Source organism: Campylobacter concisus, from assembly GCF_015230015.1.
In the GTDB taxonomy this organism is placed as follows: Bacteria; Campylobacterota; Campylobacteria; order Campylobacterales; family Campylobacteraceae; genus Campylobacter_A; species Campylobacter_A concisus_AF.
On sequence record NZ_JAAKZC010000020.1, the window covers coordinates 1 to 26041 of the forward strand.

25 protein-coding genes are annotated in these 26041 nt (G+C 40.5%); 11 read left to right on the top strand and 14 right to left on the bottom strand.

Going from position 1 to position 26041, the window contains the following annotated elements; genetic code table 11:
- Positions 1-211: 211 nt before the first annotated feature.
- Genes G6W42_RS09200 through G6W42_RS09225 form a run of 6 tightly spaced genes read right to left on the bottom strand, consistent with a single transcriptional unit; the run spans position 212 to position 5076 of the window.
- The gene (locus tag G6W42_RS09200; RefSeq protein ID WP_194173765.1) at positions 212-880 is read right to left on the bottom strand and encodes a lysophospholipid acyltransferase family protein; all 669 of its coding nucleotides are present in this window, start codon (positions 878-880) and stop codon (positions 212-214) included.
- Complete coding sequence (locus tag G6W42_RS09205; protein WP_194173766.1) at positions 867-2174, bottom strand: SH3 domain-containing protein; 1308 nt, start codon at positions 2172-2174, stop codon at positions 867-869. Before G6W42_RS09205 ends, G6W42_RS09200 begins: the two co-directional genes overlap by 14 nt.
- Positions 2168-2833, bottom strand: a complete 666-nt coding sequence (gene purQ / locus G6W42_RS09210; RefSeq protein WP_194173767.1) for a phosphoribosylformylglycinamidine synthase I — start codon at positions 2831-2833, stop codon at positions 2168-2170. The genes G6W42_RS09205 and purQ overlap by 7 nt, the downstream gene beginning before the upstream one ends.
- Complete coding sequence (gene purS / locus G6W42_RS09215; protein WP_009293857.1) at positions 2830-3066, bottom strand: phosphoribosylformylglycinamidine synthase subunit PurS; 237 nt, start codon at positions 3064-3066, stop codon at positions 2830-2832. The genes purQ and purS overlap by 4 nt, the downstream gene beginning before the upstream one ends.
- An 8-nt stretch (positions 3067-3074) precedes the next feature.
- Positions 3075-3785, bottom strand: coding sequence for a phosphoribosylaminoimidazolesuccinocarboxamide synthase (gene purC / locus G6W42_RS09220; RefSeq protein ID WP_009293856.1), 711 nt, complete (start codon positions 3783-3785; stop codon positions 3075-3077).
- Between the two features lie 16 nt (positions 3786-3801).
- A complete protein-coding gene (locus G6W42_RS09225; RefSeq protein WP_346010472.1) occupies positions 3802-5076 on the bottom strand; it encodes a S41 family peptidase in 1275 nt (424 codons plus the stop codon).
- A 252-nt stretch (positions 5077-5328) separates the two neighbouring features.
- Here G6W42_RS09225 and G6W42_RS09230 point away from each other — a divergent pair, with 252 nt between their 5' ends.
- Positions 5329-7902 carry an ATP-dependent Clp protease ATP-binding subunit gene (locus G6W42_RS09230; RefSeq protein WP_194173769.1) on the top strand — a complete coding sequence of 858 codons (2574 nt, stop codon included), beginning with the start codon at positions 5329-5331 and terminating at the stop codon, positions 7900-7902.
- A gap of 50 nt (positions 7903-7952) precedes the next feature.
- Here G6W42_RS09230 and G6W42_RS09235 read toward each other — a convergent pair whose 3' ends face one another.
- Positions 7953-8651: a CorA family divalent cation transporter gene (locus G6W42_RS09235; protein ID WP_194173770.1), complete on the bottom strand. Its 699-nt coding sequence runs from the start codon at positions 8649-8651 to the stop codon at positions 7953-7955.
- A complete protein-coding gene (tgt, locus tag G6W42_RS09240; RefSeq protein WP_194173771.1) occupies positions 8641-9771 on the bottom strand; it encodes a tRNA guanosine(34) transglycosylase Tgt in 1131 nt (376 codons plus the stop codon). The genes G6W42_RS09235 and tgt overlap by 11 nt, the downstream gene beginning before the upstream one ends.
- Positions 9772-9850: 79 nt before the next feature.
- Between tgt and G6W42_RS09245 the strand changes: the two genes are divergently transcribed.
- The 10 genes from G6W42_RS09245 to mog all read left to right on the top strand — a co-directional run bounded on the left by G6W42_RS09245 (position 9851) and on the right by mog (position 20766).
- On the top strand, positions 9851-10957 hold the full coding sequence (locus tag G6W42_RS09245) for an MlaE family ABC transporter permease (RefSeq protein ID WP_194173772.1): 1107 nt from the start codon (positions 9851-9853) through the stop codon (positions 10955-10957).
- Positions 10954-11694, top strand: coding sequence for an ABC transporter ATP-binding protein (locus tag G6W42_RS09250; RefSeq protein WP_194173773.1), 741 nt, complete (start codon positions 10954-10956; stop codon positions 11692-11694). Before G6W42_RS09245 ends, G6W42_RS09250 begins: the two co-directional genes overlap by 4 nt.
- Positions 11695-12630, top strand: coding sequence for an MlaD family protein (locus G6W42_RS09255; RefSeq protein WP_194173774.1), 936 nt, complete (start codon positions 11695-11697; stop codon positions 12628-12630).
- Positions 12627-13187: an ABC-type transport auxiliary lipoprotein family protein gene (locus G6W42_RS09260; RefSeq protein WP_194173775.1), complete on the top strand. Its 561-nt coding sequence runs from the start codon at positions 12627-12629 to the stop codon at positions 13185-13187. Before G6W42_RS09255 ends, G6W42_RS09260 begins: the two co-directional genes overlap by 4 nt.
- 103 nt (positions 13188-13290) lie before the next feature.
- Entirely contained in the window at positions 13291-14709 is a 1419-nt protein-coding gene (locus G6W42_RS09265) for a COG3400 family protein (RefSeq protein WP_194173776.1), read from the top strand.
- A 3-nt stretch (positions 14710-14712) separates the two neighbouring features.
- A complete protein-coding gene (gene aroB, locus G6W42_RS09270; RefSeq protein ID WP_194173777.1) occupies positions 14713-15750 on the top strand; it encodes a 3-dehydroquinate synthase in 1038 nt (345 codons plus the stop codon).
- Entirely contained in the window at positions 15747-17336 is a 1590-nt protein-coding gene (locus G6W42_RS09275; protein ID WP_194173778.1) for a mechanosensitive ion channel domain-containing protein, read from the top strand. The genes aroB and G6W42_RS09275 overlap by 4 nt, the downstream gene beginning before the upstream one ends.
- Positions 17333-18580, top strand: a complete 1248-nt coding sequence (mtaB, locus tag G6W42_RS09280; RefSeq protein WP_194173796.1) for a tRNA (N(6)-L-threonylcarbamoyladenosine(37)-C(2))-methylthiotransferase MtaB — start codon at positions 17333-17335, stop codon at positions 18578-18580. Before G6W42_RS09275 ends, mtaB begins: the two co-directional genes overlap by 4 nt.
- Positions 18561-20213, top strand: a complete 1653-nt coding sequence (locus G6W42_RS09285; RefSeq protein ID WP_194173779.1) for an ATP-dependent metallopeptidase FtsH/Yme1/Tma family protein — start codon at positions 18561-18563, stop codon at positions 20211-20213. Before mtaB ends, G6W42_RS09285 begins: the two co-directional genes overlap by 20 nt.
- Before the next feature lie 13 nt (positions 20214-20226).
- Positions 20227-20766 (top strand): molybdopterin adenylyltransferase, encoded by a 540-nt coding sequence (gene mog / locus G6W42_RS09290; RefSeq protein WP_002940911.1) that lies wholly within the window; start codon positions 20227-20229, stop codon positions 20764-20766.
- 501 nt (positions 20767-21267) lie between these two features.
- Here the strand turns inward: mog and G6W42_RS09295 are convergent.
- Genes G6W42_RS09295 through G6W42_RS09320 form a run of 6 tightly spaced genes read right to left on the bottom strand, consistent with a single transcriptional unit; the run spans position 21268 to position 26034 of the window.
- Entirely contained in the window at positions 21268-21888 is a 621-nt protein-coding gene (locus G6W42_RS09295; RefSeq protein WP_194173780.1) for a thiamine phosphate synthase, read from the bottom strand.
- The gene (gene thiH, locus G6W42_RS09300; RefSeq protein WP_194173781.1) at positions 21875-23029 is read right to left on the bottom strand and encodes a 2-iminoacetate synthase ThiH; all 1155 of its coding nucleotides are present in this window, start codon (positions 23027-23029) and stop codon (positions 21875-21877) included. The genes G6W42_RS09295 and thiH overlap by 14 nt, the downstream gene beginning before the upstream one ends.
- Positions 23029-23793, bottom strand: coding sequence for a thiazole synthase (locus G6W42_RS09305; protein ID WP_194173782.1), 765 nt, complete (start codon positions 23791-23793; stop codon positions 23029-23031). Before G6W42_RS09305 ends, thiH begins: the two co-directional genes overlap by 1 nt.
- Complete coding sequence (gene thiF, locus G6W42_RS09310; protein WP_194173783.1) at positions 23794-24645, bottom strand: sulfur carrier protein ThiS adenylyltransferase ThiF; 852 nt, start codon at positions 24643-24645, stop codon at positions 23794-23796.
- Positions 24646-24652: 7 nt separating this feature from the next.
- A complete protein-coding gene (gene thiS / locus G6W42_RS09315; RefSeq protein ID WP_194173784.1) occupies positions 24653-24856 on the bottom strand; it encodes a sulfur carrier protein ThiS in 204 nt (67 codons plus the stop codon).
- The gene (locus G6W42_RS09320; RefSeq protein WP_194173785.1) at positions 24856-26034 is read right to left on the bottom strand and encodes a pyridoxal phosphate-dependent aminotransferase; all 1179 of its coding nucleotides are present in this window, start codon (positions 26032-26034) and stop codon (positions 24856-24858) included. Before G6W42_RS09320 ends, thiS begins: the two co-directional genes overlap by 1 nt.
- Positions 26035-26041: the final 7 nt, after the last annotated feature.

Genomic DNA, 26041 nt, shown 5'->3' on the forward strand with positions numbered 1-26041 from the left:
CTGCGGCTGAGCATCTAAACAAGATGACAGATGCGCTAAATACTAAACTAAGCGTCTTTAGAACTTAAGTTTTTATCTCTTAAGCTAATATTTTTAGGTCTAGCTCCGGCTAGACCTTTTTAAATTTATAGACAAAATTTTCTAGTATATAAAATCAAGATTTTATAAATAAAGATATAGAGTAGGGCCTTGTAAATTTACAAAGCTAAATTTATTTTCTATTTTCGTCTAAGACTTTTTGCATGCTCTCTCTAGTCGCCTCTAGCCAGTTTTGTTTTGAGGTATCGACTAGATCAAGGCAAAAGAGCTTGATGTCAGCCTTTTTAAAGCTAAATTCTTTCACTTTCATCGCATCGCTTCCAACGATCACGATAGGCTGAACCTTTAAATTTAGCTTTTCAACTAGCAACTTCGCACCACCTTTAAATGGCAAGAGCTCTTTAGTTTGAGACCTTGTACCTTCTGGAAATATCGCTAAAACACGGCCATTTTCTACTCTGTCTTTTGCTTCGCTTAAAAGCTTTATTAGCGAGTGCTTATTTTCTCGCTCGACTGCTATCATCTTAGGAAGGCTCAAAATTTTACCGATGATCGGGATCTTGCCTATCTGTGCTTTAGCGATCCAGCAAAGATTTTTAGGGTGCACCTCTTCAAGCACGATGATATCAAGCATGCTTTGATGATTTATTAGTAAGATATTTGCCTCATCTTTAAACTCACCTACCACCTCAAGCGTATAGCCACCAAAAAATCTCTGGGCTCTGCCCCAAACTTTTCTAATAGGTCTATTTTTCGAGTTAAAAAGCCACATAAAAAATACCACGACAAAAACGCTAAGAACAAATGTGATAGAGAAGAAAATAGCTCTAATTTTTGACAAGGTCGTCCTTTTTTACCCAGCCGATTTTGCCATCTGCGAATAAAATTTTTGAGTAGTCATCTTTTGTGTCTAAAATTTCAACATTTTCGTTTTTACGAGATGTATAAAAAACGGTTGAATTTTTGGTTGGCAAGATAGTGACGCTCACATCTGGCTTAAGCACTACTTTGCCAAAAGGATTGTAAGTGTAAATTCCAAGTGCGATAAAAACAGCTGCCACAAAGAAGTAGCTTAGCTTTCTTCGCCAGATCGCTAGCAAGATAAAGATAGCGACCAAAGAGTAGATCGTGATATCTTTGTAGGTGCTAAATTCGCTTTGTTTTGGATTTAGACCGATTTGCGTGCTAACCTCGTCCTCTTCGACGCTCACAGGCAGTGAAAAGCTCTCAAATTTAGCTTTTTTTAGGTTGTAGTAGTTAAAGTCAAGTGTCTTTTTGTTTGGCTTAAATACTGCAAAATAATATGCGCTTTGCGAGTTAAAGTCGCCATTTATCGTATCTACGCCTTGCTTTAGGATCGTTTTATTTTCGATATTAAAGGCGCTTAGATCGACATTGTTGCCGTAAATTTCAACGACCATGATGTTGTTTATATCATCAAATTTAGTCGTTTTAAATTTCTTTACCTCAAGGTTGTCAGCGACGATGTGGTTGTAGTTCTCGTCACTTCTAAGCTCTTTTAGCTTTGGTAAAAAGATATTTATGTTTGAGTTTTGATAGTTCTCGCCATTTCTTTTTAGATCCAAGCTAACTCGTAAAGTCTTTGCGTCAATGCTTGTTGCTTCAAGGTAGAAAGTGCCGATGTATTTGTTTTCATCGCCTTTTACCCATTGAAAATTCTTCTTATTTAGCCATTTGATATTTGTCTCATCAAGCTGTGTCTCAAACTCAAACTCAAGGTCACTTTGCGTATCAGCCACGATCTCAACGCTAAAAATTTCTCCTACTACGACATTTTTAGGGATATTTGTCGCTTTTAAAAGGAGGTCTTTTACCTTGATCTTGTCATAGACTTGATTATCAGGGACGCTGATGTCTGGTTCGTTTGTCGGGACGATATTTCGCATCTGCTCTGGAGTGATACGCTCTGGCTGAGGGGCGATAGAGCGAGGAGAGACGAGTTTTCTAGATATCTCTTCTTCGCTTGGAGTCTTTGTTTGCGGCTTTGATGCCTGGCTATTTACAAATTTATCCTCTCTTGCCTCATCCATCATATCAAAAACGCTGACTTCATCAGTGTTTGCGGCAAATAAATTTAGTGCGAGTAGGGCGATAAAAAGTGTTCGTTTTACCAAACTAGCCCTTTTAACATCTTCATGCCATCGTCTGTGCCTAAAATTTTCTCGCAAGCGCGCTCTGGGTGAGGCATAAGACCAAAGATCTTTTTGCTCTCATCGCAAATCCCAGCTATACTATCAACTGAGCCATTTGGATTTATCTCATTGCCGTGGCTGTCGCAGTATTTTAGTAAAACTTGTTCGTTGTCATATAGGCTTTTTAGTGTATCTTTGTCGGTGTAATAGTTGCCCTCGCCGTGAGCAATGGGGATATTTACTACTTCGTTTTTAGCTAAATTTGCTAAGAATTTATTGTTATTTGAGATTACTTTTAGGTGGTGATATTTTGAAACGAAATTTAAATTTTCATTTCTTCTCATTGCGCCTTTTAAAAGTCCAAGCTCAAGAAGCATCTGAAAGCCATTGCAAATTCCTAGGATGTAGCCGCCTTTTTTCGCATGCTCTTTTACAGCCTGCATCGCTGGGCTAAATTTAGCTATCGCAGCTGTTCTTAGGTAGTCGCCGTAGCTAAAACCACCAGGCAAAACGACTAGATCAGCTTCGATCTTATCTTCTTTGTGCCAGATGATCTGCGTTTGGCAGCCAAGTAGTTTAAAAGCGTGAGCTGTGTCTTCTTCGCAGTTTGTGCCAGGAAAAAGTATGATCGCTACTTTCATAGCACGATCTCGTAGTCTTCGATGACAGTGTTTGCTAGAAGCTCTTCACACATCACTTTTAGCTGCTCTTTTGCTTTGTTTTTATCGCTCTCGTCGATGTCTAAAACGATTTGTTTGCCTATCCTGACATTTGAAACACCGCTAAATCCAAGCGAATTTAGCGCGTGCTCCACTGCCTTACCAGCAGGGTCTAAGACCCCACTTCTTAATGCTATATTTACGACAGCTTTCATCTTTGTCCTTAAGAAAGAATTCTTCTTAAAACTTCTTCGTAAGCTACTTTTACGCTACCAAGGTCTTGTCTAAATCTATCTTTGTCAAGTTTTTCGTTTGTTGTCGCATCCCAAAATCTGCAGCTATCAGGGCTTATCTCGTCAGCTAAGATGATGTTGCCATCTTTGTCGATACCAAATTCGACTTTGAAATCAACTAGTTTTAAATTTCTCTCTGCAAAGAATTTAAATAATATAGAGTTGATCTCTCTTGCTGTGTGTCTTAGAGTTTGAAGATCTTTTTCGCTTTTTACTAGACCCATGATGATGCAGTGCTCATCAGTAACTAGTGGATCGTGTAAATCGTCGTTTTTATAGTAGAACTCAACAAGTGTAAAAGGTAGAACTGTGCCTTCTTTTATGCCAAGCCTTTTGCTAAGTGAGCCAGTCGCGATATTTCTCACAACAACTTCAAGAGGTATGATCTCGCATTTTTTGACCACTTGCTCAGTGTCGCTTATTGTCTCAACAAGGTCAGTGACGATACCTTTGCTCTCTAGCAGTTTAAAAAGCTGAGTAGAGATTTTGTTATTTAGTGCGCCTTTGCCAGCTTCGTTACCTCTTTTTTGAGCATCAAACGCTGTTAGATCGTCTTTAAATTCAGCCACAAGTAAATTTGGATCGTCTGTGGCGTACATCTTTTTGCCTTTTCCCTCGTAGATAAGCTCTCTTTTTTGCATGTTGTTCTCCTTTAGATTATTGTTGTTTTATCTTTAAAATTTTGATCGTATCAATCGCTGTTTTTAACTGGATATCCTCATCGACTTTTTTCTGTGTGATTATGTTTTTATCATCTTTTGCTTCAGTTTTATTGCCTTCACTTGTTGGATTTATCTTGTTTAGCTCGCTTTTTAGGTGTGCTTTTAGTTCGCTCTCTTTGATGCTAAATGCACTATCATCGCTTTGTGGCACTTTGCCAGGATGCACGACTACATCAGGCGTGACGCCCACAGCTTGGATAGTTCTGCCGCTTGGCAAGTAGTATCTTGCGATGGTTAGTCTTAGCGCTTCTGTATCGTCTATTGGCAAGATCACCTGAACGCTGCCTTTGCCAAATGTGTTTTCACCGATCACAACTGCACGTTTATGGTCTTGCAACGAGCCACTCACGATCTCGCTAGCACTTGCGCTACCGCCATTTACAAGGGCAACAAGTGGGAGTTTTGAAAGAGTTTTGCTAGCATTTGCTTTATACTCCACGTTTTCAGATGCGTCGCGACCTTTTTGAGAGACGATGATGCCGTTATCTACGAAGAGATCAACAAGATCAACAGCTTGATTTAAAAGACCGCCAGGGTTGTTTCTAAGGTCAAGTATGATGCCATTTGCTTTTGGATGCTCTTTGATCGCATCTTTTACCTTTGTAACAACGTTTTTGTCAAAATTTGTGACGCGTATATAAAGGATGTTTTCATTTTCTATCATTTTTGCATAGACAGACTCAACCTTTATAAGATCTCTTATGATCTTTACATCAAATGGTTTTTGCTCGCCTTTTCGCAAAATTGTGATTGTTATCGGAGTTTTTGGCTTGCCGCGCATCTTATTTACAGCTTCATCTATCGTTGTGCCAATAGTTGAGTTGCCATCGATCCTTAAAATGATATCGCCTGCTTTTATACCCGCTTTATCAGCTGGAGTGTCCTCGATAGGCGAGATAACGGTTAGTGCGCTATCTTTCATGCCAACTGTTATGCCAAGCCCGCCAAATTCGCCACTTGTTTGCACCTGCATATCTTTATATGCTTTTTCATTTAAAAAGCTCGAGTGAGCGTCTAAATTTTGCATCAAACCAGCGATAGCTTTGTCGATTATCTCTTTAAATTTAATGTCATCAACGTAGTATTTCTCGACGGTTGAAATGGTTTTTGTAAGTTTTGAAAGTGCTTCAAGTTTCGCACTCGCCTCATCCTCGGTTTTAGCAAAAAGTGCATTTACTGCTACGCTTGAGATGAGTAGGGCGCCTGTTATTTTTAGCGCAAAAGATCTAGTAAAATTGTTCAAAATATCTCCTATATTTTTTGGCTCAATTTTATTAACATTTGGCTAAAAAAAGCATAAATTTAACCTTATATTTTTAGCTTTTATCTATTTTTAACACAAATTTATAACAGTAAATTTTAGCAATTACATAAAAAGAGTGACAAATGTTATAAAAATACTTGACAATATAAGACTAAAGTTATATAATGCCGCCATTATAAAATAACTTAAGGAGCTTTAATGGCTGACATAACAGAAAATTTAACAGCGCAGATGCAAGAGACACTCGAAAAAGGCGTTAGCTTAGCGATCTTTTCTAAAAATCCACAAGTTGTGCCACTTCACGTCTTTTGGGCTTTGCTCGCTGATAGTAATTCTATTTTAAATCAAGTATTTAATAAGATGAACATAAGCAAAGACGCAGTCGAGCTTGAGATAAAAAGCAAGATCTCGTCACTCCCAAGTAGCTCAAATGTCACAAAAGATAATGTTTCAGTTTCAAGAGAGCTTATAAATTCGCTTGAAAATGCAAAAGCTTTAATGGTAAGTATGGGCGATAGCTACATAGCCGTTGACACATGGATCATCTCGGCTCTTGAGCTTAATGAGATCAAACAAATTTTGAGCAAATTTTGCGATATCTTAGAGATCAAAAAGAATCTTGAGAGCATAAGAGGCGGTAAAAAGATAGATAGCCAAACTGGCGATGATACTCTTGATAGTTTGGAGAAATTTGGTATCGATCTAACGCAAAAAGCGTTAAATAAAGAGCTTGATCCAGTCATCGGACGCGATGAAGAGATCACAAGGATGATGCAAATTTTAATAAGAAAGAGCAAAAATAACCCTATCTTACTTGGTGAGCCAGGCGTTGGTAAAACAGCCATCGTTGAGGGTTTAGCTCAAAAGATAGTGGCTCGTGACGTGCCAACAAGCCTTGCAAACAAGCGTGTCATTGCGCTTGATATGAGCGCAGTCGTAGCTGGAGCAAAGTATAGAGGAGAGTTTGAAGATAGGTTAAAAGCTGTCATAGACGAGGTTAAAAAAGCTGGCAATATCATACTTTTTATAGATGAAATTCATACAATAGTTGGAGCAGGTGCGAGCGAGGGCGGAATGGACGCTGCAAATATCCTAAAACCAGCCCTTGCACGTGGTGAGCTTCACGCTGTTGGTGCGACAACGCTAAAAGAGTATAGAAAATACTTTGAAAAAGATGCAGCACTTCAAAGACGCTTCCAACCAATAGATGTCAAAGAGCCAAGCGTAAATGAGGCTTTACAAATTTTACGTGGTATAAAAGAGCGCCTAGAAGTTCACCACGGCATCACGATAACTGATAGCGCACTAGTTGCCGCAGCAAGGCTAAGTGACCGCTACATCGCGAACCGCTTCTTGCCAGATAAAGCGATCGACCTTATCGACGAGGCGGCAGCTGAGCTTAAGATGCAAATAGAGAGCGAGCCATACGAGCTTTCAAAGATAAAACGTGAGATCGTAACGCTTCAAGTAGAAAAAGAAGCTTTAAAGATGGAGGATGCAGATAAAAATAAAGAAAGACTTGGCGAGATCGAAAAAGAGATAGCTGATCTAAATGAGAAGAAGCTAGCACTTGATACTAAATTTGAAAACGAAAAGGCCGTTTTTGGCGGAATTTCAAAAGCAACAAAAGAGATCGATAGCTTAAAATCACAAGCTGAGATAGCAAAAAGAAATGGCGATCTTCAAAAGGCTGCCGAGATAGAATACGGCAAAATAGCAGACGCCAAAAAGTACAAACACGAGCTTGAAGAAAAATGGGAGCACATGAAAAAAGAGGGCGTGCTTCTTAAAAATCAAGTCGATGAAGAGCTTGTGGCTGAAATTTTGAGCAAATGGACTGGAATTTCAGTTAAAAAGATGCTAACAAGCGAAAAAGAGAAATATCTGCGCATCGAAGAGCATCTAAGAGAGAGTGTTGTCGGTCAAGATGACGCACTACACGCACTTGCACGTGCTGTAAAAAGAAACAAAGCAGGATTAAATGAAGGTCAAAGGCCGATTGGTTCATTTTTATTTCTTGGACCAACAGGCGTTGGTAAAACTCAGTCTGCTAAGGCTTTGGCTAAGTTTTTATTTGACGATGAGAAGGCACTTATCCGCTTTGATATGAGCGAGTATATGGAAAAACACAGCGTGAGCAGGCTACTTGGTGCGCCTCCAGGATATGTAGGCTACGATGAGGGTGGTCAGCTAACAGAGGCAGTTCGCAGAAGACCTTACTCAGTCATACTTTTTGACGAGGTTGAAAAGGCGCATAAGGATGTGTTTAACATACTTTTGGGGATTTTAGATGATGGACGTGCTACTGATAACAAGGGTGTAACGGTTGATTTTAAAAATACTATCATCATTTTAACTTCAAATATCGCTTCAAATTTCATAATGGAGCTAAAGGGTGAAGATCGTGATGTGGCTGTTAAAAACGAGCTTAAAAACTACTTTAAACCTGAGTTTTTAAATAGGCTTGATGACACTATCATCTTTAATCCTCTAAATGAGCAAGGCTTGATATCTATCGTAGAGATCATGTTTAAAGAGCTTGAAAAAACTCTTCACAACCGCGGTATCAAGGCAGTTTTAAGCGAAGAGGCTAAGAAATTTATCGCAAAAGCTGGCTTTGACATAGTTTATGGAGCAAGACCTCTTAGAAGAGCGCTTTATGAGCTAGTTGAAGACAAGATCGCTGATATGATCTTGAAAGATGAGCTTGAAAGTGGTGATGAGATCACCATCGATAGCGACGGCAAAAAGATCATCATTAAGAAAAAATAACTTCAAATTTGCTTGGCAGGTTGGATCAACTTGCCAAGCCTACTATAAATTTAACTAATATCCTTATTTGACCTGTAATAAAATATAAAAAATAGCACGAAAAGCATCGCTATAAAGGCAAAAACTATCAATGTGCCATCTTTAAATGAGCTTAAAAACATGCCATTTGTATTCATACCAAAAAAGCCAGTTATTAAATTTAGCGGTAAAAATATCGCCGAAAGCAGCGTCAAAAGGTAGATATTTTTGTTTATTTTGTCGTTTTTGTCACTTTGTATAAATGTATAGATGTCTTCAACTCTATAGGCGTATTCGTTGGCTATGGTTTTAAATACGCTTGCTTCATGGATGCTGTTTTTAAGCTCTTTTTTAAGCCCTTGTTGCTCGCTTTGGCAGATCGCAAGGGCTTCGTAAAAGTGCGAAATGCTATTTTGAAATTTCCTTATCTCATACTTTAAAAAGTGGTGTCTTTTTATAAATTTCTCAAAATTTTTCTTGCTAGCATAAATTTTCTCATACTCATTTAGCTCGTCTTGATGCTCTAAAATTTTATTTGCATATTCGTTACAAATCCCCTTAATAGCTGCTTCAAACGTGCTTTTGTCGCATTCATGTTCAAGATCTTCTTTGTAAATTTTGCCATCTTTAAATAAAAATTTATAAACTTGCTTTTGCGATGATGAGATGAGTGTGATGTAGTCAAATGCATCTCCATAAAAATATCCACAAAGTGCGCTTTTATAGTCCATCTGTGCTCCTTTTTGCGTAGAAATTTCGCTTAAATTTAGCAAATTCACCAGCCTCTATCGCCTCTCTCATCTCTTTCATCAAATTTAAATAGTAGTGCAGGTTATGAAGGCTTGCTAGTCTAAAAAACGTGAGCTCTCTTGCCTTAAAAAGGTGGTTTAGATAGCCTCTGGAGTAGCGCTTGCAGGTGTAACACTGGCATTCTTTATCGATCGGCGAGTGGTCGTTTATGAAGCGGGCTGATTTTATATTTATCTTGCCAAAGCTAGTAAAAAGCGTGCCGTTTCTTGCGTTTCTTGTTGGCATCACGCAGTCAAACATATCAACCCCTCGCTCGACGTTTTCTACCAAGTCTTCAGGTGTGCCAACTCCCATTAGGTAGCGAGGCCTTAGCTCATCCATAAACGGCATAACCGCCTCAACCGTGTCATACATCGCCTCGTTGCTCTCGCCAACGCTTAGACCGCCGATGGCTAGGCCGTCAAAAGGCATCTCATTTAGTGCCTGCGCGCAAAATTTACGTGCATCATAGTCGGTGCCACCTTGAACGATACCAAAGATATTTTGCTGCAAGCCAACGCCCTTGCTTTGCATAAATTTGTGGTAATCAATCGCCTCTTTTGCCCATTTTATCGTTCTTTTTATGCTAAGACCTATCCTTTTTGGCTCAGCTGGCAAGGCGACTAGATCATCAAGTATCATTATGATGTCGCTGCCTAGGTCATACTGAGTGTCAAGGACGGATCTTGGCGTGAAGTAGTGCGTGCTGCCGTCGATGTGGCTTTTAAATTTGATCCCGCCATCGTCGTTTTTGGTGTTTGACCTAAGCGAAAATGCTTGAAATCCGCCGCTATCAGTTAAAAATGAGCGATCAAATTTAGAAAATCCATGCAGTCCGCCAAACTCACGCACGACCTTGCTGCCAGGGCGCAGATACATATGATAGGTGTTTGCTAAAATGATCTTTGCGTCTAAAATTTCGCTCATATCAAAGGCGTCAAGGCTCTTTACTGCGCCAACCGTGCCAACTGGCATAAAAACTGGCGTTTGTATCACGCTGTGGGCTGTGGTAAGCACGCCGCGCCTTGCGTTGCCATCTTTTTTTATAACTTCAAATTTCATCTTTGTCCTTAAAATTTTTGATTTTTTATTTTAACAAAATTTATAATATAATCCAGAAATTTTAAGGCAAAGGAACTTTTTGCAAAAGAGAAATGATATCGTTTTTACCGAAGCAAACGGCACTGCGACCATAAAATTTGCAGGTGAGTTTAGCTACAAAGAGGCTAAAAATTTACAAAGCATTTTTAAAAAAATCCAAAAGCTTAACGGCAATGTTAAATTTGACTTTAGCGAGCTAAAGAGCATTGATTACGCTGTTTTGATCCTTTTAAAAAACACGCTAAATGGCAAGAAATTTGAGATCATCACAAATGACGCCAAGATAAAGGCGATGGGCGAGCTGCTAAATGACGAGAATATCGACTTTAGATATATGCCACCGCACAATAGCCTAAATTTTTTCTCACGCTTGGGAGAGAAAATTTGCGAGGGATTTGTAAATTTAGTTGAGTTTGGCTCGTTTTTGGGCGAGTTTTTAATAAAAAGCGTCAAAATTTTCCTTAATCCTGCAAATTTAAGGTTTAGAGAATTTAGCAACTACATAAAAGATGGCGGTGTAAATGCCGTTTTTATCGTCTCGCTCACCGCTTTTTTGATAGGCGTTGTGCTTGCATATCTTGGTAGTGCGATGCTAGCAAGCTTTGGGGCAAGTATATTTATAGTTGAGATCATGGGTATGCTAACGCTTAGAGAGGTGGCCCCGCTCATCGCTGCTATCGTTGTGGCGGGCAGGTCGGCCTCCAGCTTTACCGCACAAATTGGTGCTATGAAGCTAACTGAGGAGATAGACGCGATGAAGACGATGGGCTTTGAACCCTTTAACTTCTTGGTGCTGCCGCGCATCATCGCCATGGTGCTTTGCGTGCCAGTCATCATCTTTATAGCGGACGCTATAAGCATCTTAGGGCAGATGATCATTTGCCAAACGATACTTGATATCAGCTTTAGCGACTATCTAAATAGATTTCGTGAGATGGTCGAGCTTAGGCACTTTGCTGTTGGTATGATAAAAGCGCCGTTTTTTGGCGCTGTAATAGCGATCATTGGCTGCATGAGGGGATTTGGCGTTAGTCAAAACGCCCAAAGCCTTGGAGCGATGACAACTGTTAGCGTTGTAAATGCGATATTTTGGGTCATCGCGCTTGATGCATTTTTTGCGATAATTTTTATGTGGCTAAAAATATGAACGAAATAATAGTTGGAAAAAACATAACGACAAGTTATGGCGATAAGATAATGCACGATAATGTGAGCTGGAGCGTCAAAGAGGCTGAAATTTATGGCTTCTTAGGTGGCAGTGGCACTGGTAAAACGACGCTAATGAAGACGATGATATATCTAAAAAAGCCAAATAAGGGCGATATAACGTTTGATGGCGTCAATATGTGGAAAAGTAGCCCCAAAGAGCAGCAGGAGATCAAGCTAAAAAGTGGGACGATGTTTCAGTTTGGAGCGCTTTATAGCTCGATGACGATACTTGATAATGTGGGCGTTTTGCTTCATGAGTACTCTAAATTTAACAAGCGTCAGATCGATGAGATAGCGATGTTTTGGATACAAAAGGTGGGGCTAAAAAAAGAGGTATCGATGCTCTATCCAAGCGAGCTAAGTGGCGGTATGAAAAAAAGAGCTGCGCTTGCAAGAGCCTTAGTGCTAAGCCCTAGGGTGCTATTTTTGGATGAGCCAAACAGCGGTCTTGATCCAGTTAGCTCACGACAGATGGACGCGCTCATAAAAGAGCTTCGTGATAGCATCGGCGTAACAGTCGTTATGGTGACGCATGATGCCGATAGCATTTTTGATATTTTGGATAGATTTTTGATAATAGATAACAAAAAAATAGCCTTCGAGGGAGATATAAAAGAGCTTGAGCATCTTGAAAATAACCCGCTTGAAGAGCTATTTAAAATGAGGAAAAAATAGATGGAAAATAGAAATTCTTATACTATTGTCGGCATGTTTTTCATAGCATGCCTTACAGCTTTTGCGATATTTATCTGGTGGATGACTAGCAAAAATAACACAAAGGTTGATTTTAAGGAGTATTACATCCACACAAGCGAGCTGCCAAGCGGGCTAAAGGTTGATTCTACGGTTAAATTTATCGGCGTGCCAGCAGGAAGTGTTAGTGATATAAATTTCGTCGATGACAAAAACGCTCTTATAAACATCACGATGAAGATAAGAGAAGACCTACCTATCAAGGCTGATAGCGTGGCAAGCATCGAAGTTCAGGCAATTAGTGGTGTGGCTAGTATAAATATAAGCCGAGGCACGAAGGATTTTAAACCAGGTGATAAGCCTATCTTAAAGCTTGAAGAGAGCCTTCTTTCAAAGCTCGGAAACAACGCAGAAAACATCACTTTTAAGATAAATCAAACCCTTGATAAGGTTGATGGATTTTTCTCGGCTGAAAATATCGCTCATATCGAGTCGATCCTAAGAAATATCGATAAATTTACCCAGGTTTTAACTGACGAAGAGGGGCTAAGCGAGATCGATAGCATCGTTAAAAATGTAAAAAATTTCACTGATAGTTTAAACAAAACCGACACAAAAGAGCTTGCTAAAAATTTAAACACTCTAATCGCCAGTGCAAATTCAGTCTTTAAATCAGCAAATTCAGCTGTCACTGGATATAGCTCGCTTCAAGATATCGTCACTCAAAAGGTAAAAAACGGCGAGTATGACCTTAGAAATACCGTCTCACCGCTGCTTAGAGAGGCTAGCGATTTTTTAAATGGATTTGACAAGACGCTTCGTGAGTTTAGGGGTGCGCTTCAAAGACTTGAGGATAATCCTTACGAGTTTTTCTTCACAAATCCAGTGCCAAATACAGATAAAAAGGACAAAAAATGAGAAATTTAATCTTTCTAGCGGCTGCATTTTTGTTTCTTGGCTGCTCGCTAAAGACCGACGTGCCACAAGCCACGATGTATGAGATACACTACTCAAACAAAGAGTGCTCAGCTGAAAACAAGCAAAAAGAGCTAAAAAATGTCTTCATCGAAAACGTGAGCGCCCTTGATATGGTTGATACTAGAAAAATTTTAATCGTTGCTGAAAATAACAAGATAAGATATTTGAGCGATGCTAAATTTGTCTCTGAGCCAAGCGAGATGATCTATAAGTCGCTAGTAAAAGGGTTTTACTCAAACTGCGCTGCAAAGCCGATATTTTCACCAAATGCAAAGGATCTTAGGCTAAAAGTTAGCATCATCTCACTTCAAATAAGAGGCGACAAGGCCGAAGTTTCGCTAGCTTATGAGCTATTTAACGCAAACACCTCGCTAAAATCAGGCATGATCACAAAAGAAATTTTCTGCCCAGATCCAAGCTCAAGCACTATTTTTGAGACGATAAATAAGGCTGCAAATTTAGCTATCGATACTTTAATCTCTGAAATAATCTACTAAAATTTTTTTAAATTTTTTGGCTGTGAAAGTTTAAATTTACAGCCAAAAATAGCTTATTTTAAAGACCTTTTGTTATAATGTGGCTTTAAAATATGGAGAATTAATGAAGAAAATTTTAATAATCGCAGATGGAGCTTTTGCAAGAAATTTTTTAGATAGACTTCTTGGAGCAAAGTCAAATTTACACCACTACATCGTTGTTTCGAGCGAAGACCTTAGTCAAAAGGCAAATTATGAAAATTTCACATTTTATCAGTTTGACCCAACGAGCCTTTCAAAGCTAAAGAGCATAAGCGACGGCTATTTTAGCCAGTTTTGTATCGTGAGTGACAATGAAAAAGAGGCGGTTGCCGTTTATGAAAATTTAAGACAGGTTAGCACAAAGACTGAGACCATTTTCATGAACTCGTGGGAGCTAGATGAAAAGTGCAAGGAGACCTTTGCAAACGACAAGCACCTAAGTGTGGTTGATATCAGAGATATCGCAGCTTCAAGGCTCATGGACTATCTGCCAGACATGCCTGTATATGCTGATAATATCGGCTTTAGCGAGGGCGAGATCATGGAGGTTAAGGTGCCTATTGGCAGCTCATATATGTATCGCCATGTAAGCTCGATCGCTCAAAAAAGATGGCGGATAGCGCTCATTTACAGAGGTGCTGAGATCATCTTGCCAAAGCCAAATACAATGATCCAACCAAGCGATATCTTGCTAATCGTTGGCGATCCAAATGTGCTTCAAAATGTTTATCGCTCTATAAAACGCGAAAGCGGACAGTTTCCAAGTCCATTTGGTAGCAACATCTACACTTTAATAGATATGAGATCAATGAGCAAAGAGCGCGTTAGCAAGCTCATAAAAGATAGCCTATATGTGCATTCAAAGCTAAATAACAAACGTCTTATCTTTAGGGTGATAAACCCAACTTTAGGCGAAAATTTAGAGACGCTAAAGGCGATAAAAGAGAAAAATATCCTTGTTTTGATGGATTATTTTAATAGCGACAATAAATCGATAAAAGATGACGTTTTAAAGCACGACATCGGACTAATCATAAGCGACGATAGATACTTTTTTAAATTTAAAAAGCTCTTTTATGAGCTAAAGCTTCCAGTGTTAAAAACTGGCAAAATTTTACTTTCAAAGGTAAAAGAGGGCGTGATACTAGGCGATCAAAGCCAAGAGGTAGAAAATCAATCAGCCGTCATCACAGACTGCTGCGCGCAGCTTGATCTGGAGATGAAATTTTACTATTTTGACAACAAACACAGCGATGACGAGGCGCTAAAAGAGCACTTTGAGAGTATTAGCACGCTATTTTCAAAGCGCATAAAGATAGAAAATCACAGCCTGAAAAATCCGCTCGTAAAACTAAAAAGCACAAAAAATTTACTTCACTTTGTGATGTTTAGCAAGAGCGTGGCTAATGGTAGTGCTTTTGCCTTTCTATCGACAAATTTAAATAGACTTTATAAGAAATTAAGCCAAAATGCACAGCTTTTTGTGCCAGTAAGTGAGTAGAAAATGCAGATAAATTTAAACCTTAAGGAAAAGGGCTCAAGCTATAAAATTTATATAAATGAGCTTGAGAAGTTGGAGCTAAAAGGCAAGGTTGGCATCGTCACAAATGCCAAAGTAGCTGGGCTTCACCTTGAAAAACTACTTAGCGTTTTAAAGTGCGATGAGAAATTTATAATAAGCGTGCCAGACGGCGAAGAGTATAAAAACCTTGAGACGATAGAGCAAATTTTAGAGCAGCTTTTTGTTAGTAAATTTGACCGCGCATCTACGCTCATAGCCTTTGGTGGTGGCGTCATCAGCGATATGACCGGCTTTGCGGCAAGCATATATGAAAGAGGGATAAACTTCATAAATATCCCAACCACGCTTCTAGCACAAGTCGATGCTAGTGTGGGCGGAAAAACGGGCGTAAATAACAAATTTGGCAAAAATTTAATCGGCTCATTTTATCAGCCAAAGGCAGTTTTTTGTGAGATAAATTTCTTAAAAACATTGCCAAAGAGAGAGTTTGTAGCTGGCGTGGCTGAGGCTTTAAAGATGGCGATAACATTTGATAAAGAGATGTTTGACTGGCTAAAGAGCGTAAATTTAGACGATGAAAACTTGGCAAAACTGGTTGAAAAGTCGATAAATTTAAAAGCAAGGGTTGTCGAGCAAGACGAGAAAGAAAAGGGTCTAAGAGCTATCCTAAACTACGGTCACACCTTTGCTCACGTCATAGAAAATGAGACAAATTACAAGGAATTTTTACACGGCGAAGCGGTGGCGATAGGTATGAATATAGCAAATCGCCTAAGCGTTAGACTAGGTCTCATGAGCGAGGCACAGGCAGAGGAGATCAGGCAGGTTTTAGTGAAATTTGATCTGCCTGTAAGCTACAAAATAGAAAATGAATATGCATTTTACGAGGCATTTTTTATGGATAAAAAGACAAAAGGTGATAAGATAAATTTCATCATCGCAGATAAAATCGGCAGTGCGATCATCAAAAATGACGTCAAAAAAGAGGACGTTTTAGAAACTTTGAGAGAATTTAAATGAAAAAGATCCTAGTTTTTCTACTTTTTTGCTTTGCACTTTATGCTGAAGAAAACGCTACACTTGAGCAAAATGTCTCACAAAATTTACAAAATAGCGAGCTTATAAAAGAAATTTCAAACCTAGATAACTCCCTAAAAAACAACATCTGGATCACAAGATACGCCAACTACAACACCTATCAAAAGCTTCTTGATGAGCTAGAGCAAAATGAAAATGAGCTTAAAAAGCTTGATAAAGGCTCAAAAAGAGGTGGCGATCTCATAAAGAGAAGTCAAACTCTAAAAGAGCAGATAAATTTGCTAAAAGAGTATGAGAAAACGCCATTTTCAAATATGCTAGCAGCCCCAGAAATGGAGACGCCGCCTAGGATAAATAGCCCAGTTGCGCTAGTATCTGGCTTTTCATACATCAAAAAGATAAGAAGCGACAAGATCGAGTACCAAAGGCACATCAAAGAGCTTGACACCTTGCTTGAAAAGCTTGAAGCAAAAGAAAATTTGCTAAATAGACTAAATTTGATAGATGATAGCGAGCAAAATAGAGCAAGTCTAAACCTTGCAAAACAAGAGATAGGCGACTTCAAAGCGGCAAAACAGATCGCTGATACCACTTATAGCGTCTATGAAAAAAGGGCTGATGAAGCGATAAATTTGACGACATCTGACATCAAGGCTCAGTTTTTAAGCATGGGCTACACAGCCATCGTCATCCTTTTAACGATCGGACTAACATTTATCGCTAAATTTATCGTTAAAAGAACGATCACGGATAATGAGAGATTTTACACGGTCAATAAATTTCTAAACGTGCTAAACATCACCGTTATCATCATAATACTTCTCTTTTCATACATCGAAAATGTCACATATCTAGTAACTGTGCTTGGTTTTGCCTCAGCTGGTATCGCCATCGCGATGAAAGATATGTTTATGAGTATGCTTGGTTGGATGGTTATCATGTTTGGTGGCACTATCCACGTGGGCGACCGAGTCAGGGTTTATCACGACGGGAGCGAATTTGTAGGTGATGTCATCGATATCTCGCTACTTCGCCTAACCGTTTTTGAAGACGTTAGCTACTCGACCTACAAGACAAACCGCCGTGCAGGTAGGATCATCTTTGTGCCAAACAACTACATCTTTACAGATCTCATCGCAAACTACTCGCACTACGGCATGAAGACCGTTTGGGATGGCATAGATGTCGTGATAAGCTTTGATAGCAATCACAAAAAAGCTGCCTATCTAGCAAAAAATATAGTAAAAAAATATTCAAAAGGTTACACTGACATCGCAAAACGCCAGATGAACAAGCTAAGAAGTCAGTACAGCATCAAAAATCCAAATGTGGAGCCTAGAATTTATACATTTTTTGAGCCTTATGGTATAAATATCTCATGCTGGTATATGTCTAACTCATACGCCACGCTAGCTCTAAGAAGCACGATAAGCGCTGAGATAATCGAGGCATTTTTAGCTCACGATGATATAAAGATAGCTTACCCAACACAAACTATGTTTATAGGTAAAAAAGAAACGCCAAGCGACCACATAGCTCACTCCGAGCAAGAGGGCGAAAACACCTGATGCAAAAGATATTTTTTAAGACATTTGGATGCCGCACAAACATCTATGACACCGAGCTTTTAAAGAGCTACATCAAAGACTATGAGATCACAAACGATGAAGAGGTCGCCGATATCGTCGTGATAAATTCATGCACCGTGACAAACTCGGCTGATAGTGGCGTTAGAAACTATATAAACGGCGTAAAAAGACGCGGCGCAAAGGTCATACTAACAGGATGTGGGGCGGTTAGTAAAGGTAAGGAGCTTTTTAGTAGCGGCATCTTTGGCGTGCTGGGGGCCAGCAAAAAGAGTGATCTAAACGAGCTTTTAAAACAAGAAAAGCCATTTTTTGAGCTTGGAAATTTAAACTCAGTCGATAAAAGCATCGTCACAAACTACGAAAATCACACAAAGGCCTTTATCAAAATCCAAGAGGGCTGCAACTTTAACTGCAGCTACTGCATCATTCCTTCAGTGCGTGGCAGAGCTAGAAGCATGGACGAGGCGATGATCTTAAAAGAAGCTAGAATTTTAGCTCAAAATGGTTATAATGAGCTCGTGCTAACTGGCACAAACATAGGCAGTTACGGCAAAGATACAAATAGCTCTCTTGGCAAACTGCTGGCAAATTTAGGCAAAATTTCAGGCATCAGACGCATAAGACTTGGCAGTATCGAGCCAAGCCAGATAGATGAGAGCTTTAGAGAAATTTTAAAAGAGGAGTGGCTGGAGCGCCATCTACACATAGCACTTCAGCACACAAGCGAGGCGATGCTAAAGATCATGCGCAGGCGAAATAACGCATTTAGCGACTTAGAGCTTTTTAATGAGCTAAGCTCACTTGGCTTTGCTTTGGGGACTGATTATATCGTGGGTCATCCAGGTGAGAGTGAGGAAATTTGGGCAGAGGCGGTGGAAAATTTCAAGAAATTTCCTATCACGCACTTGCACGCTTTTGTCTATTCGCCAAGGCGCGATACGCACTCAGCGACGCTAAAAAGCGACGTTAGCGGCGACGTGGCAAAGAGCAGGCTTAAAATTTTACAAGGCATTGCTTTTAAAAACAATGAAAATTTTAGAAAAAAACACAACGTGGCTTTAAAAATTTTAGTCGAGCAAAAGAACGGTGACTTTTACGAGGGCTTTGACCAGTTTTACAACAAAGCCAAAATTTCTAGTCAAAACGACATAACAAAAGAGTGGTTGGAGGTAAGCGAATATGAAATTAAGCCAGATGCCAATTATGCAAAAATTCAAATTTAATAAGAAAAATATCCTAATATTTGCCGCTGTGGCTCTGATAATAGCGTTACTTTTTGCTGTGAGCAAAGAGCCACGAAACATCACCTACTCGCAATATATGCAACTAATGGATGGAAATTTCATCGATAAAGCGGTTATCGATGAAGATGAGGTCATACTCTATGCGCAAAATAACCGCTTTGCCATCATAAAAGAGGGCATAGACATAAAAGAGCTCATCAAAAAGGTCCCAGTGGAGCGAAGCGTGCAGTATATCACTCCTGGCATGGTTTGGGGAAGCATCATTTTTGTTTGCCTTGTGCTTTGGTACTCCTATATTTTTAGGGCTATTAAGAAAAAAGAGGAGAGCCTTTTAAGCAAAAAAGATGGCGCTTTTGAGATAGAAAGCGTGCTAAATCAAAATGCGATGCCAGTTATCTCAAACGTGAGATTTAGCGATGTGGCAGGCATTAGCGAGGTCAAAAGCGAGCTTAGTGAGATAGTTGATTTTCTTAAAAATCCGCAAAAATATAGAAATTTTGGTATCAAAATGCCAAAAGGCGTGCTAATGATAGGCCCTCCAGGTGTTGGTAAGACGCTTGTAGCAAAGGCAGTTGCAGGCGAAGCAAATGTGCCGTTTTTTTACCAAAATGGCGCAAGCTTTGTGCAAATTTATGTTGGCATGGGCGCAAAAAGAGTTAGAGAGCTCTTTAGCAGAGCCAAATCCTACGCACCTTCAATCATCTTTATCGACGAGATAGACGCCGTTGGCAAGAGCAGGGGTGGCACTAGAAACGACGAGCGAGAAGCCACGCTTAATCAGCTGCTAACCGAGATGGACGGCTTTGAGGACAACTCTGGCGTCATCGTCATAGCTGCTACAAACAGGATCGAGATGATCGACGAGGCACTGCTTAGATCAGGGCGCTTTGATAGGCGTATATTTTTATCAATGCCTGATTATAACGACAGGGTGGCGATCCTAAACACATATCTAAGAGATAAAAACTGCGAAGTGCCAGCCGAGGATATCGCTAGGATGAGCGTTGGCTTTTCTGGTGCGGCACTTAGCACGCTTGTAAATGAAGCAGCGATAAATGCCCTAAGAAACGGCGAAAGCGTGCTTAGAATGAGAGACTTTGAGGCTGTTTTAAACAAGGTCTTGCTCGGCAAGAAAAAGGTGCTAAGCTACAGCGAGAGCGAGAAGAAAATTCAAGCCATCTACCAAGGTGCAAAGGCGCTAAGTGCTTACTGGTTTGATGTGAAATTTGAAAAAATTTCGCTCATTGAAGACCGCTTTATGGCGACTGAGCAAGAGATCGAGTCAAAGTCGCAGATGCTCTCACGCATAAAGGTGCTCATCTCTGGCATGTGTAAGCTTGAGATAGATGAGAACGACATCTTTTCAAACTCAAGCAACGATCTAAATTTGGCAAAAGAGATCGCTTCAAAGATGGTTTATGAGTATGGCATGGGAAATTCTTTCGTGCCAAATCCAAATGATGTGGAAGAAATTTTAAAACAAGCAAAAGATGAGATAATGTCCTTTTTAAAGGGCACGAACGAGCAAATCGCAAGGATAAGCTCATATCTGCTTGCTTACGAGAGCGTAGATAAAGAGACGCTTGCTAAAATTTTAAATGAAAACTACTAATAAAGGAGAAAAAATGAAAGCAAAAATAGGAATTCTAACTATGTCCGATCGCGCAAGTGAGGGCACATACGAGGACAAATCAGGCCCAGCGATCAAAGAGGTGCTTGACGGCTGGATAGTAAGCGAGAGAGAGTATTTTTACGAGGTGATCCCTGATGAGCTTGATCTCATAAAAGAGAGGCTCGTGCACATGATAGACGTGCTAGGATGTGACCTTGTGCTAACTACTGGAGGCACAGGACCAGCCGTAAGAGATGTCACTCCAGAGGCTACTGAGGCAGTTTGCGAGAAGATGATGCCAGGCTTTGGCGAACTAATGAGAGCTGCAAGCTTGCAATACGTCCCAACAGCGATCCTATCACGCCAAACAGCAGGCATCAGAGGCCACGCGCTAATTATAAATTTACCAGGCCAGCCAAAGGCGATAAAAGAGTGCTTGGAGCCAGTATTTCCAGCGGTGCCATACTGCATCGATCTTATAGAGGGTGCATTTATCGAGACCGATGAAAACGTGATGAAGGTCTTTCGTCCAAAACAAAAGAAAATTTCTTAATCTTTTAGACCTAAATTTAAGCTAGCTGCCCTTGCGGGTGGCTAAATTTAGGTTTTTGCTTACTATTTAAATTTATATATTTAAATTTGGTTGCAATCAATAAAATTTAGTATAACACTGCAATAACTGACGATCGTCTAGCTGGCACACTAAGTGGCAACAGCTAAATTTATGCGAGTTTTTAGCAAAATAGACCGCCACACAAAAAGCAAATTTGGCAAATAATATCTATCTTAATTTGCTTTTTTGCGCTTTAGTAATGTGAAATTTAACAAAAAAGCGGCGTTTTTGTTTGATTTAAGTAGGCAAAAGTGCAAATTTCTTAAATTTGATAAAACATTAAATTTATACAAAAAACAGATGATGAAATAAGCTAGAGCCACAAAACAATGTTTATAAATTTAATAAAGATAAATTTAAAAGATAAACACGGCTAGTCAAATTTAACTCAAATTTGCCAAGTTTACATAAAATAATATGTAAAATTTTATGTAAATAAAGCTAAATTTGCTCGTTTTTGCTATCTATTATCTTTTTTATAAGCTCCATATCGCCGTTCATTGCTAAGCCCATAAAGCAAATACCACTTGCACCAGCTTTTATAGCTTCTTTGTAGTTTTGGTTGTCTAGTCCGCCAAGTGCGTAAATTTCTTTATCAAAGCTTTTTAGCTCGCTTATGAAATTTAGCCCTTTTGGCTCTAAGCCCGCCTTGCATGAGGTGGTAAATATATGAGAAGCAACGAGCACGTCGGCGATTGTGGCTGAAATTTTAGCCTGCTCTAGGTCGTGAGCTGGGGCGTAAATTTTAGCTGTTTTTCTAAATTCATCTAAAAAAACGGAGTGATTTTTAAAAAAATCAAGCTGCGCCGAAGTGAGCCAAAAGTCGCTCTTTAGCTTGCAAGCTACGTCAAAAAATTGATTAATGATAAATTTCTTGCGGTAGTTTTCACAAATTTGAGCCACAACCCTAGCAAGGTCGTAAAATTTAGCCTCGTCTAACCCCTTCGCACGAAGCAAAATTTCATCCACGCCAGCCTTGCAAAGTAGCTGTATCCTCTTTAAAAAGTCATCGCCCTCATAGCTTTCAAAGTCGGCCACGCAGAGAATTTTAAACGTAGACATACTCGCTCATCAAGGGCTCTAGGCCGTTTGCTTTTATCATAGCCTTGATCTCATCCACGCTTCTATCGTCGCTTATCTCAAACTGCTCGTCGCCCTTTTTCTCTTCGCCGTGAGCGCCGATGCTAACTTTCACGCCAGCACTTATCTTGTTTGCGGCGATCTTTACGGCGTTATCTCGAAATTTCGCCTTTTCTCTAGTTGAGATCGTTATACTTGCCGTTGGCATGAAAATTCTATAAGCGCAGATCACTTGCAAAAGCTCGTGCTCGCCCACATCACGAGGATTGATGCGGTCGTTATTTATGATAGGGCGAAGCCTTGGGCATGAAAATGCGATCTCGGCGTGCGGATATTTTTTTTGAACCAAGCTTGCGTGCAGTGCAGTCGCAAATGCGTCAAGTCTAAAGTCATCTATACCAAGAAGTGCCGCAAAGCCAACACCTCTCATGCCCCCAAGAAGCGCTCGCTCCTGCGCATTTAGGCGGTATGGGAAGATCCTTTTATTGCCGCCAAGGTGGATTTTCTCGTATTTTGCGGGATTATAGGTCTCTTGAAAGACGGTCACGTAGTCCACGCCGCTTTTGTGGAGCAGGGCGTAGCCGTCTGAGTTTAATGGGTAAATTTCAACGCCAACGACTTTAAAAAATTTCTTTGCCAAAGCGCAGGCGTTTGCGATATAAGCCACACTTGAGTTGGTCTCGCTCTCGCCAGTTAGGATCAAAATTTCTTCTAAGCCGCTCTTTGAAATCTCTCTTAGCTCCCTTGTGATCTCCTCGTCGCTTAGCTTTGCCCTTTTTATCTTGTTGTTGGCGTTAAATCCGCAATAAACGCAGAGATTATCGCAGTAGTTTGCTATGTAAAGTGGGGTAAAAAGCGTGATATTTGAGCCAAAATTTGCCCTTGTCTTTGCTTGGGCTAGCTGGGCGATCTGCTCTAAAAATGGCGCTGCAACAGGTGAGAGTAGGGCTTTTAAATTTTCTAGCGAGCAGTGCTTTGCATTAAGAGCTGCTTTTACGTCTGCTTCGGTGTAAATTTCAGGCTTATAGCTCGCGCGCTCTTTTAAAATTTCATCCATTATCTCGCTGCCAACATCCTGCATGTGAGGTAGCAGCTGCATGTGGTCGGTTCTAGCAAATTTCATCAGTCTAAAAATCCAGTGAGCGGAGATGAGGCGTTTGCGCTTTTGCTTTTTTCGCCAAGACCTGCTAGATAGGCGTTGCGACCGGCGATGATAGCCTCTTTGAAGGCTCTTGCCATGAGTGGGATATTTTTAGATGAGGCGATGGCTGTGTTTGCCATGATGGCAGCCGCTCCCATCTCCATCGCTTCGCACGCTTGTGAAGGCCTACCGATGCCTGCATCAACTATGATCTGCGTATCAAGCTCGTTTATCAAGATCTCAATGATATCTTTAAAAACTAGCCCCTGATTTGAGCCGATTGGCGCAGCTAGAGGCATTATGCAGCTAGCTCCCGCACTTAGCATCGCTCTTGCGGCGTTTAGATCAGGAAACATATATGGCATCGGCACAAAGCCGTCATTTGCCAGCGCTTCGCAAGCTTTTATGGTTTCAGAGTTGTCTGGAAATAGAAATTTAGAGTCGGTGATGATCTCGATCTTTACAAGCTCGCCGCACCCAAGCTCACGTGCGAGCTGGGCGATACGAACGGCCTCTTTAGCATTTCTAGCGCCACTTGTGTTTGGCAAAAGCGTCACGCCTTTTGGGATAAAGTCAAGTATATTTCGCTCTTTGCTCTCGTTTATGCGCCTAAGAGCAAGAGTTAAAATTTCTGCCCCAGCCTCATTTACGGCTGAGTCGATGAGCTCGTGCGAGTACTTGCCAGAGCCAAGGATAAATCGGCTTTGAAACTCCTTGCCGCCAAGGATCAAACTATCATTTTGCACTTACGCCTCCAAGCCCATAAGCAGTCTAATGGCTAAATTTGCCTCGTGGTTTGCACAGATCGCAACGCGCGGCGCCATGAGCCCTTGACCGATCTTTGCCTCGTTTGTGAGGTCGCCACAAAGATAGACATTTTTGGCAAATTTTATAGTTTTTATGAGATTTGAGCTAAAGTGCCCAGCCATGCCAGAAGCGCCGATGATCTTTTTCTCTTTTAAGCTAGCTCCTGCTTCGTTTAGTATCATCGCCTTGCCAGCTACGTTGTCAAAGGCTTCGCATAAAATTTCGCACTCACCAAAGACGCTAGCCACGTTTTTTTCATCCAAAAATATATCGTGAGCCTCGACCTCGACAAAGGGATTGACATCATTTATCAGCTCTTTAAGCGCCTGCGTCTTTTTCATGCCGATGTGACGGACGAAATACTGCTGGCGGTTTAGATTGCTTGGCTCAACGACGTCAAAGTCGGCAAGCACTAGCTTTTTTACGCCAACTCTTGCAAGACTTAGCGCGATATTTGAGCCAAGGCCGCCAAGTCCAGCCACGCCGATCACCGCCTTGCTTAGGGCTAAATTTAGCTCAGGGCTATTTCGTGAAGCGATCATCGAGCGTAAAACTTCACGCTCAGGCATCACGCCACGCCTTATAAATACGACATTTGAGCCATCTTTTAGCTCGCTATCTTCTTTTATAGCAAAGCCATCAATGATAAAAATATCTGGCTCAGTTGCGTTAAATTTCTCTAAAAATTTATAAATTTGGCTATTTTTATCGCCAAGAGCAAGCTCTTTTAGCTCGCTAAGGCTCTTTGCTGGCACTTTAAATTTTGTGCCATTTAGTATTATCTCTATCATTTTCTCCTCATCCACCGCCAACTAAAGTGACGATCTCATAGGCTTTGGCCTCGCTCATAAAGTGCTCATGCCAAAGCTTTTTGGGCAAAATTTCTCCGTCTCGCTCAAGGGCTATAAATTTAAGCTCATAGCCATTTTGAGCTAAAAAATCATAAACACTCATATCGTTTTCAAGCTCGAAATTTTTGCCGTTTAGTAAAAAGCTTATCATTAAATTTTGTAGCTTTTTACAAAATTTGCGATCCTCTCGATCGCTCTTTTTATGCTCTCGATGTCGGTTGCAAAGGAAATTCTAAAATATCCCTCCATACCAAAGCCCACACCTGGCACCGTCGCCACGTTCGCCTCTTCAAGCATCTTTTTGCAAAATCTAAGTGAGTCGCTATCTACATCTTTGCATTTTACAAATAGATAAAACGCACCATCAGGCTTAACTACGCTTAGCCCTGAGATAGCATTTATCATCTCAACTGCCACGTCGCGTCTTTTTTCGTACTCTTTTCTCATATTTTCGATGTCTTCGTCAGTTTCGCCAAGAAGTGATGGGATAGCGCCTATTTGCACGATCGAGCTAATATTACTTGTGCTTTGGCTTTGAAGCTTTTTGATGCCTGCTATTAGCCAGTCCATCGAGCTTGCTATGTAGCCAAATCTCCAGCCAGGCATCGCTCCACACTTGCTTAGGCCATTTATCGTGACCGTTCTTTTGAAAAGATCCTCGCTCACTGAGGCCACTGCGTGAAATTCTTTGCCGTAGATCACTTTTTCATAAATTTCATCGCTTGTGACGATGATGTCAGTGCCCTTTAAAACCTCGCCAAATGCCGCGATCTCATCTTTTGTATATACAGCTCCAGTTGGGTTTGTCGGGTGATTTAGTGAAAATACCTTTGTCTTTGGCGTGATCGCTTTTTTTAGCTGCTCGGCTGTGATCTTAAAATTTGTGCTCTCGTTTGCCTCGATAAAGACAGGCACGCCACCACAAAATTTAACGATCTCAGGGTAGCTCACCCAGTATGGAGATGGGATGATGACTTCATCACCTGGGTTGATAAGCGCTTGAAATACGTTAAAAAATGAGTGTTTTGCGCCGATGTTGGTGACGATTTGGCTTGCTTTATAGTCAAGTCCGTTATCTCTTTTTAGCTTTGCTCTAATGGCCTCTATCACCTCAGGCAGGCCCGGTACTGGCGTGTATTTGCCACTTTTGCTGTCGTTATCAAGTGCGTTTTTTACAGTTTCTCTTATCTTTTTTGGAGTCATAAAGTCAGGCTCACCAGCTGAAAGCGAGATCACGTCGATGCCAGCAGCCTTCATCTCTTTGGCTTTTGTGCTGATTGCGATTGTGATTGACTCGCTTAATGTTTGCATTCTGTTTGCTAGTTGCATTTTCGTC

Bases quoted from the DNA above. Each gene is read 5' to 3' on its own strand.
- purQ (WP_194173767.1), bottom strand. From the start codon at position 2,833: ATGAAAGTAGCGATCATACTTTTTCCTGGCACAAACTGCGAAGAAGAC.
- purS (WP_009293857.1), bottom strand. From the start codon at position 3,066: ATGAAAGCTGTCGTAAATATAGCATTAAGAAGTGGGGTCTTAGACCCT.
- purC (WP_009293856.1), bottom strand. From the start codon at position 3,785: ATGCAAAAAAGAGAGCTTATCTACGAGGGAAAAGGCAAAAAGATGTAC.
- G6W42_RS09230 (WP_194173769.1), top strand. From the start codon at position 5,329: ATGGCTGACATAACAGAAAATTTAACAGCGCAGATGCAAGAGACACTC.
- G6W42_RS09235 (WP_194173770.1), bottom strand. From the start codon at position 8,651: ATGGACTATAAAAGCGCACTTTGTGGATATTTTTATGGAGATGCATTT.
- tgt (WP_194173771.1), bottom strand. From the start codon at position 9,771: ATGAAATTTGAAGTTATAAAAAAAGATGGCAACGCAAGGCGCGGCGTG.
- G6W42_RS09250 (WP_194173773.1), top strand. From the start codon at position 10,954: ATGAACGAAATAATAGTTGGAAAAAACATAACGACAAGTTATGGCGAT.
- G6W42_RS09255 (WP_194173774.1), top strand. From the start codon at position 11,695: ATGGAAAATAGAAATTCTTATACTATTGTCGGCATGTTTTTCATAGCA.
- G6W42_RS09260 (WP_194173775.1), top strand. From the start codon at position 12,627: ATGAGAAATTTAATCTTTCTAGCGGCTGCATTTTTGTTTCTTGGCTGC.
- G6W42_RS09265 (WP_194173776.1), top strand. From the start codon at position 13,291: ATGAAGAAAATTTTAATAATCGCAGATGGAGCTTTTGCAAGAAATTTT.
- aroB (WP_194173777.1), top strand. From the start codon at position 14,713: ATGCAGATAAATTTAAACCTTAAGGAAAAGGGCTCAAGCTATAAAATT.
- G6W42_RS09275 (WP_194173778.1), top strand. From the start codon at position 15,747: ATGAAAAAGATCCTAGTTTTTCTACTTTTTTGCTTTGCACTTTATGCT.
- G6W42_RS09285 (WP_194173779.1), top strand. From the start codon at position 18,561: ATGCAAAAATTCAAATTTAATAAGAAAAATATCCTAATATTTGCCGCT.
- mog (WP_002940911.1), top strand. From the start codon at position 20,227: ATGAAAGCAAAAATAGGAATTCTAACTATGTCCGATCGCGCAAGTGAG.
- G6W42_RS09295 (WP_194173780.1), bottom strand. From the start codon at position 21,888: ATGTCTACGTTTAAAATTCTCTGCGTGGCCGACTTTGAAAGCTATGAG.
- thiH (WP_194173781.1), bottom strand. From the start codon at position 23,029: ATGAAATTTGCTAGAACCGACCACATGCAGCTGCTACCTCACATGCAG.
- thiF (WP_194173783.1), bottom strand. From the start codon at position 24,645: ATGATAGAGATAATACTAAATGGCACAAAATTTAAAGTGCCAGCAAAG.
- thiS (WP_194173784.1), bottom strand. From the start codon at position 24,856: ATGATAAGCTTTTTACTAAACGGCAAAAATTTCGAGCTTGAAAACGAT.
- G6W42_RS09320 (WP_194173785.1), bottom strand. From the start codon at position 26,034: ATGCAACTAGCAAACAGAATGCAAACATTAAGCGAGTCAATCACAATC.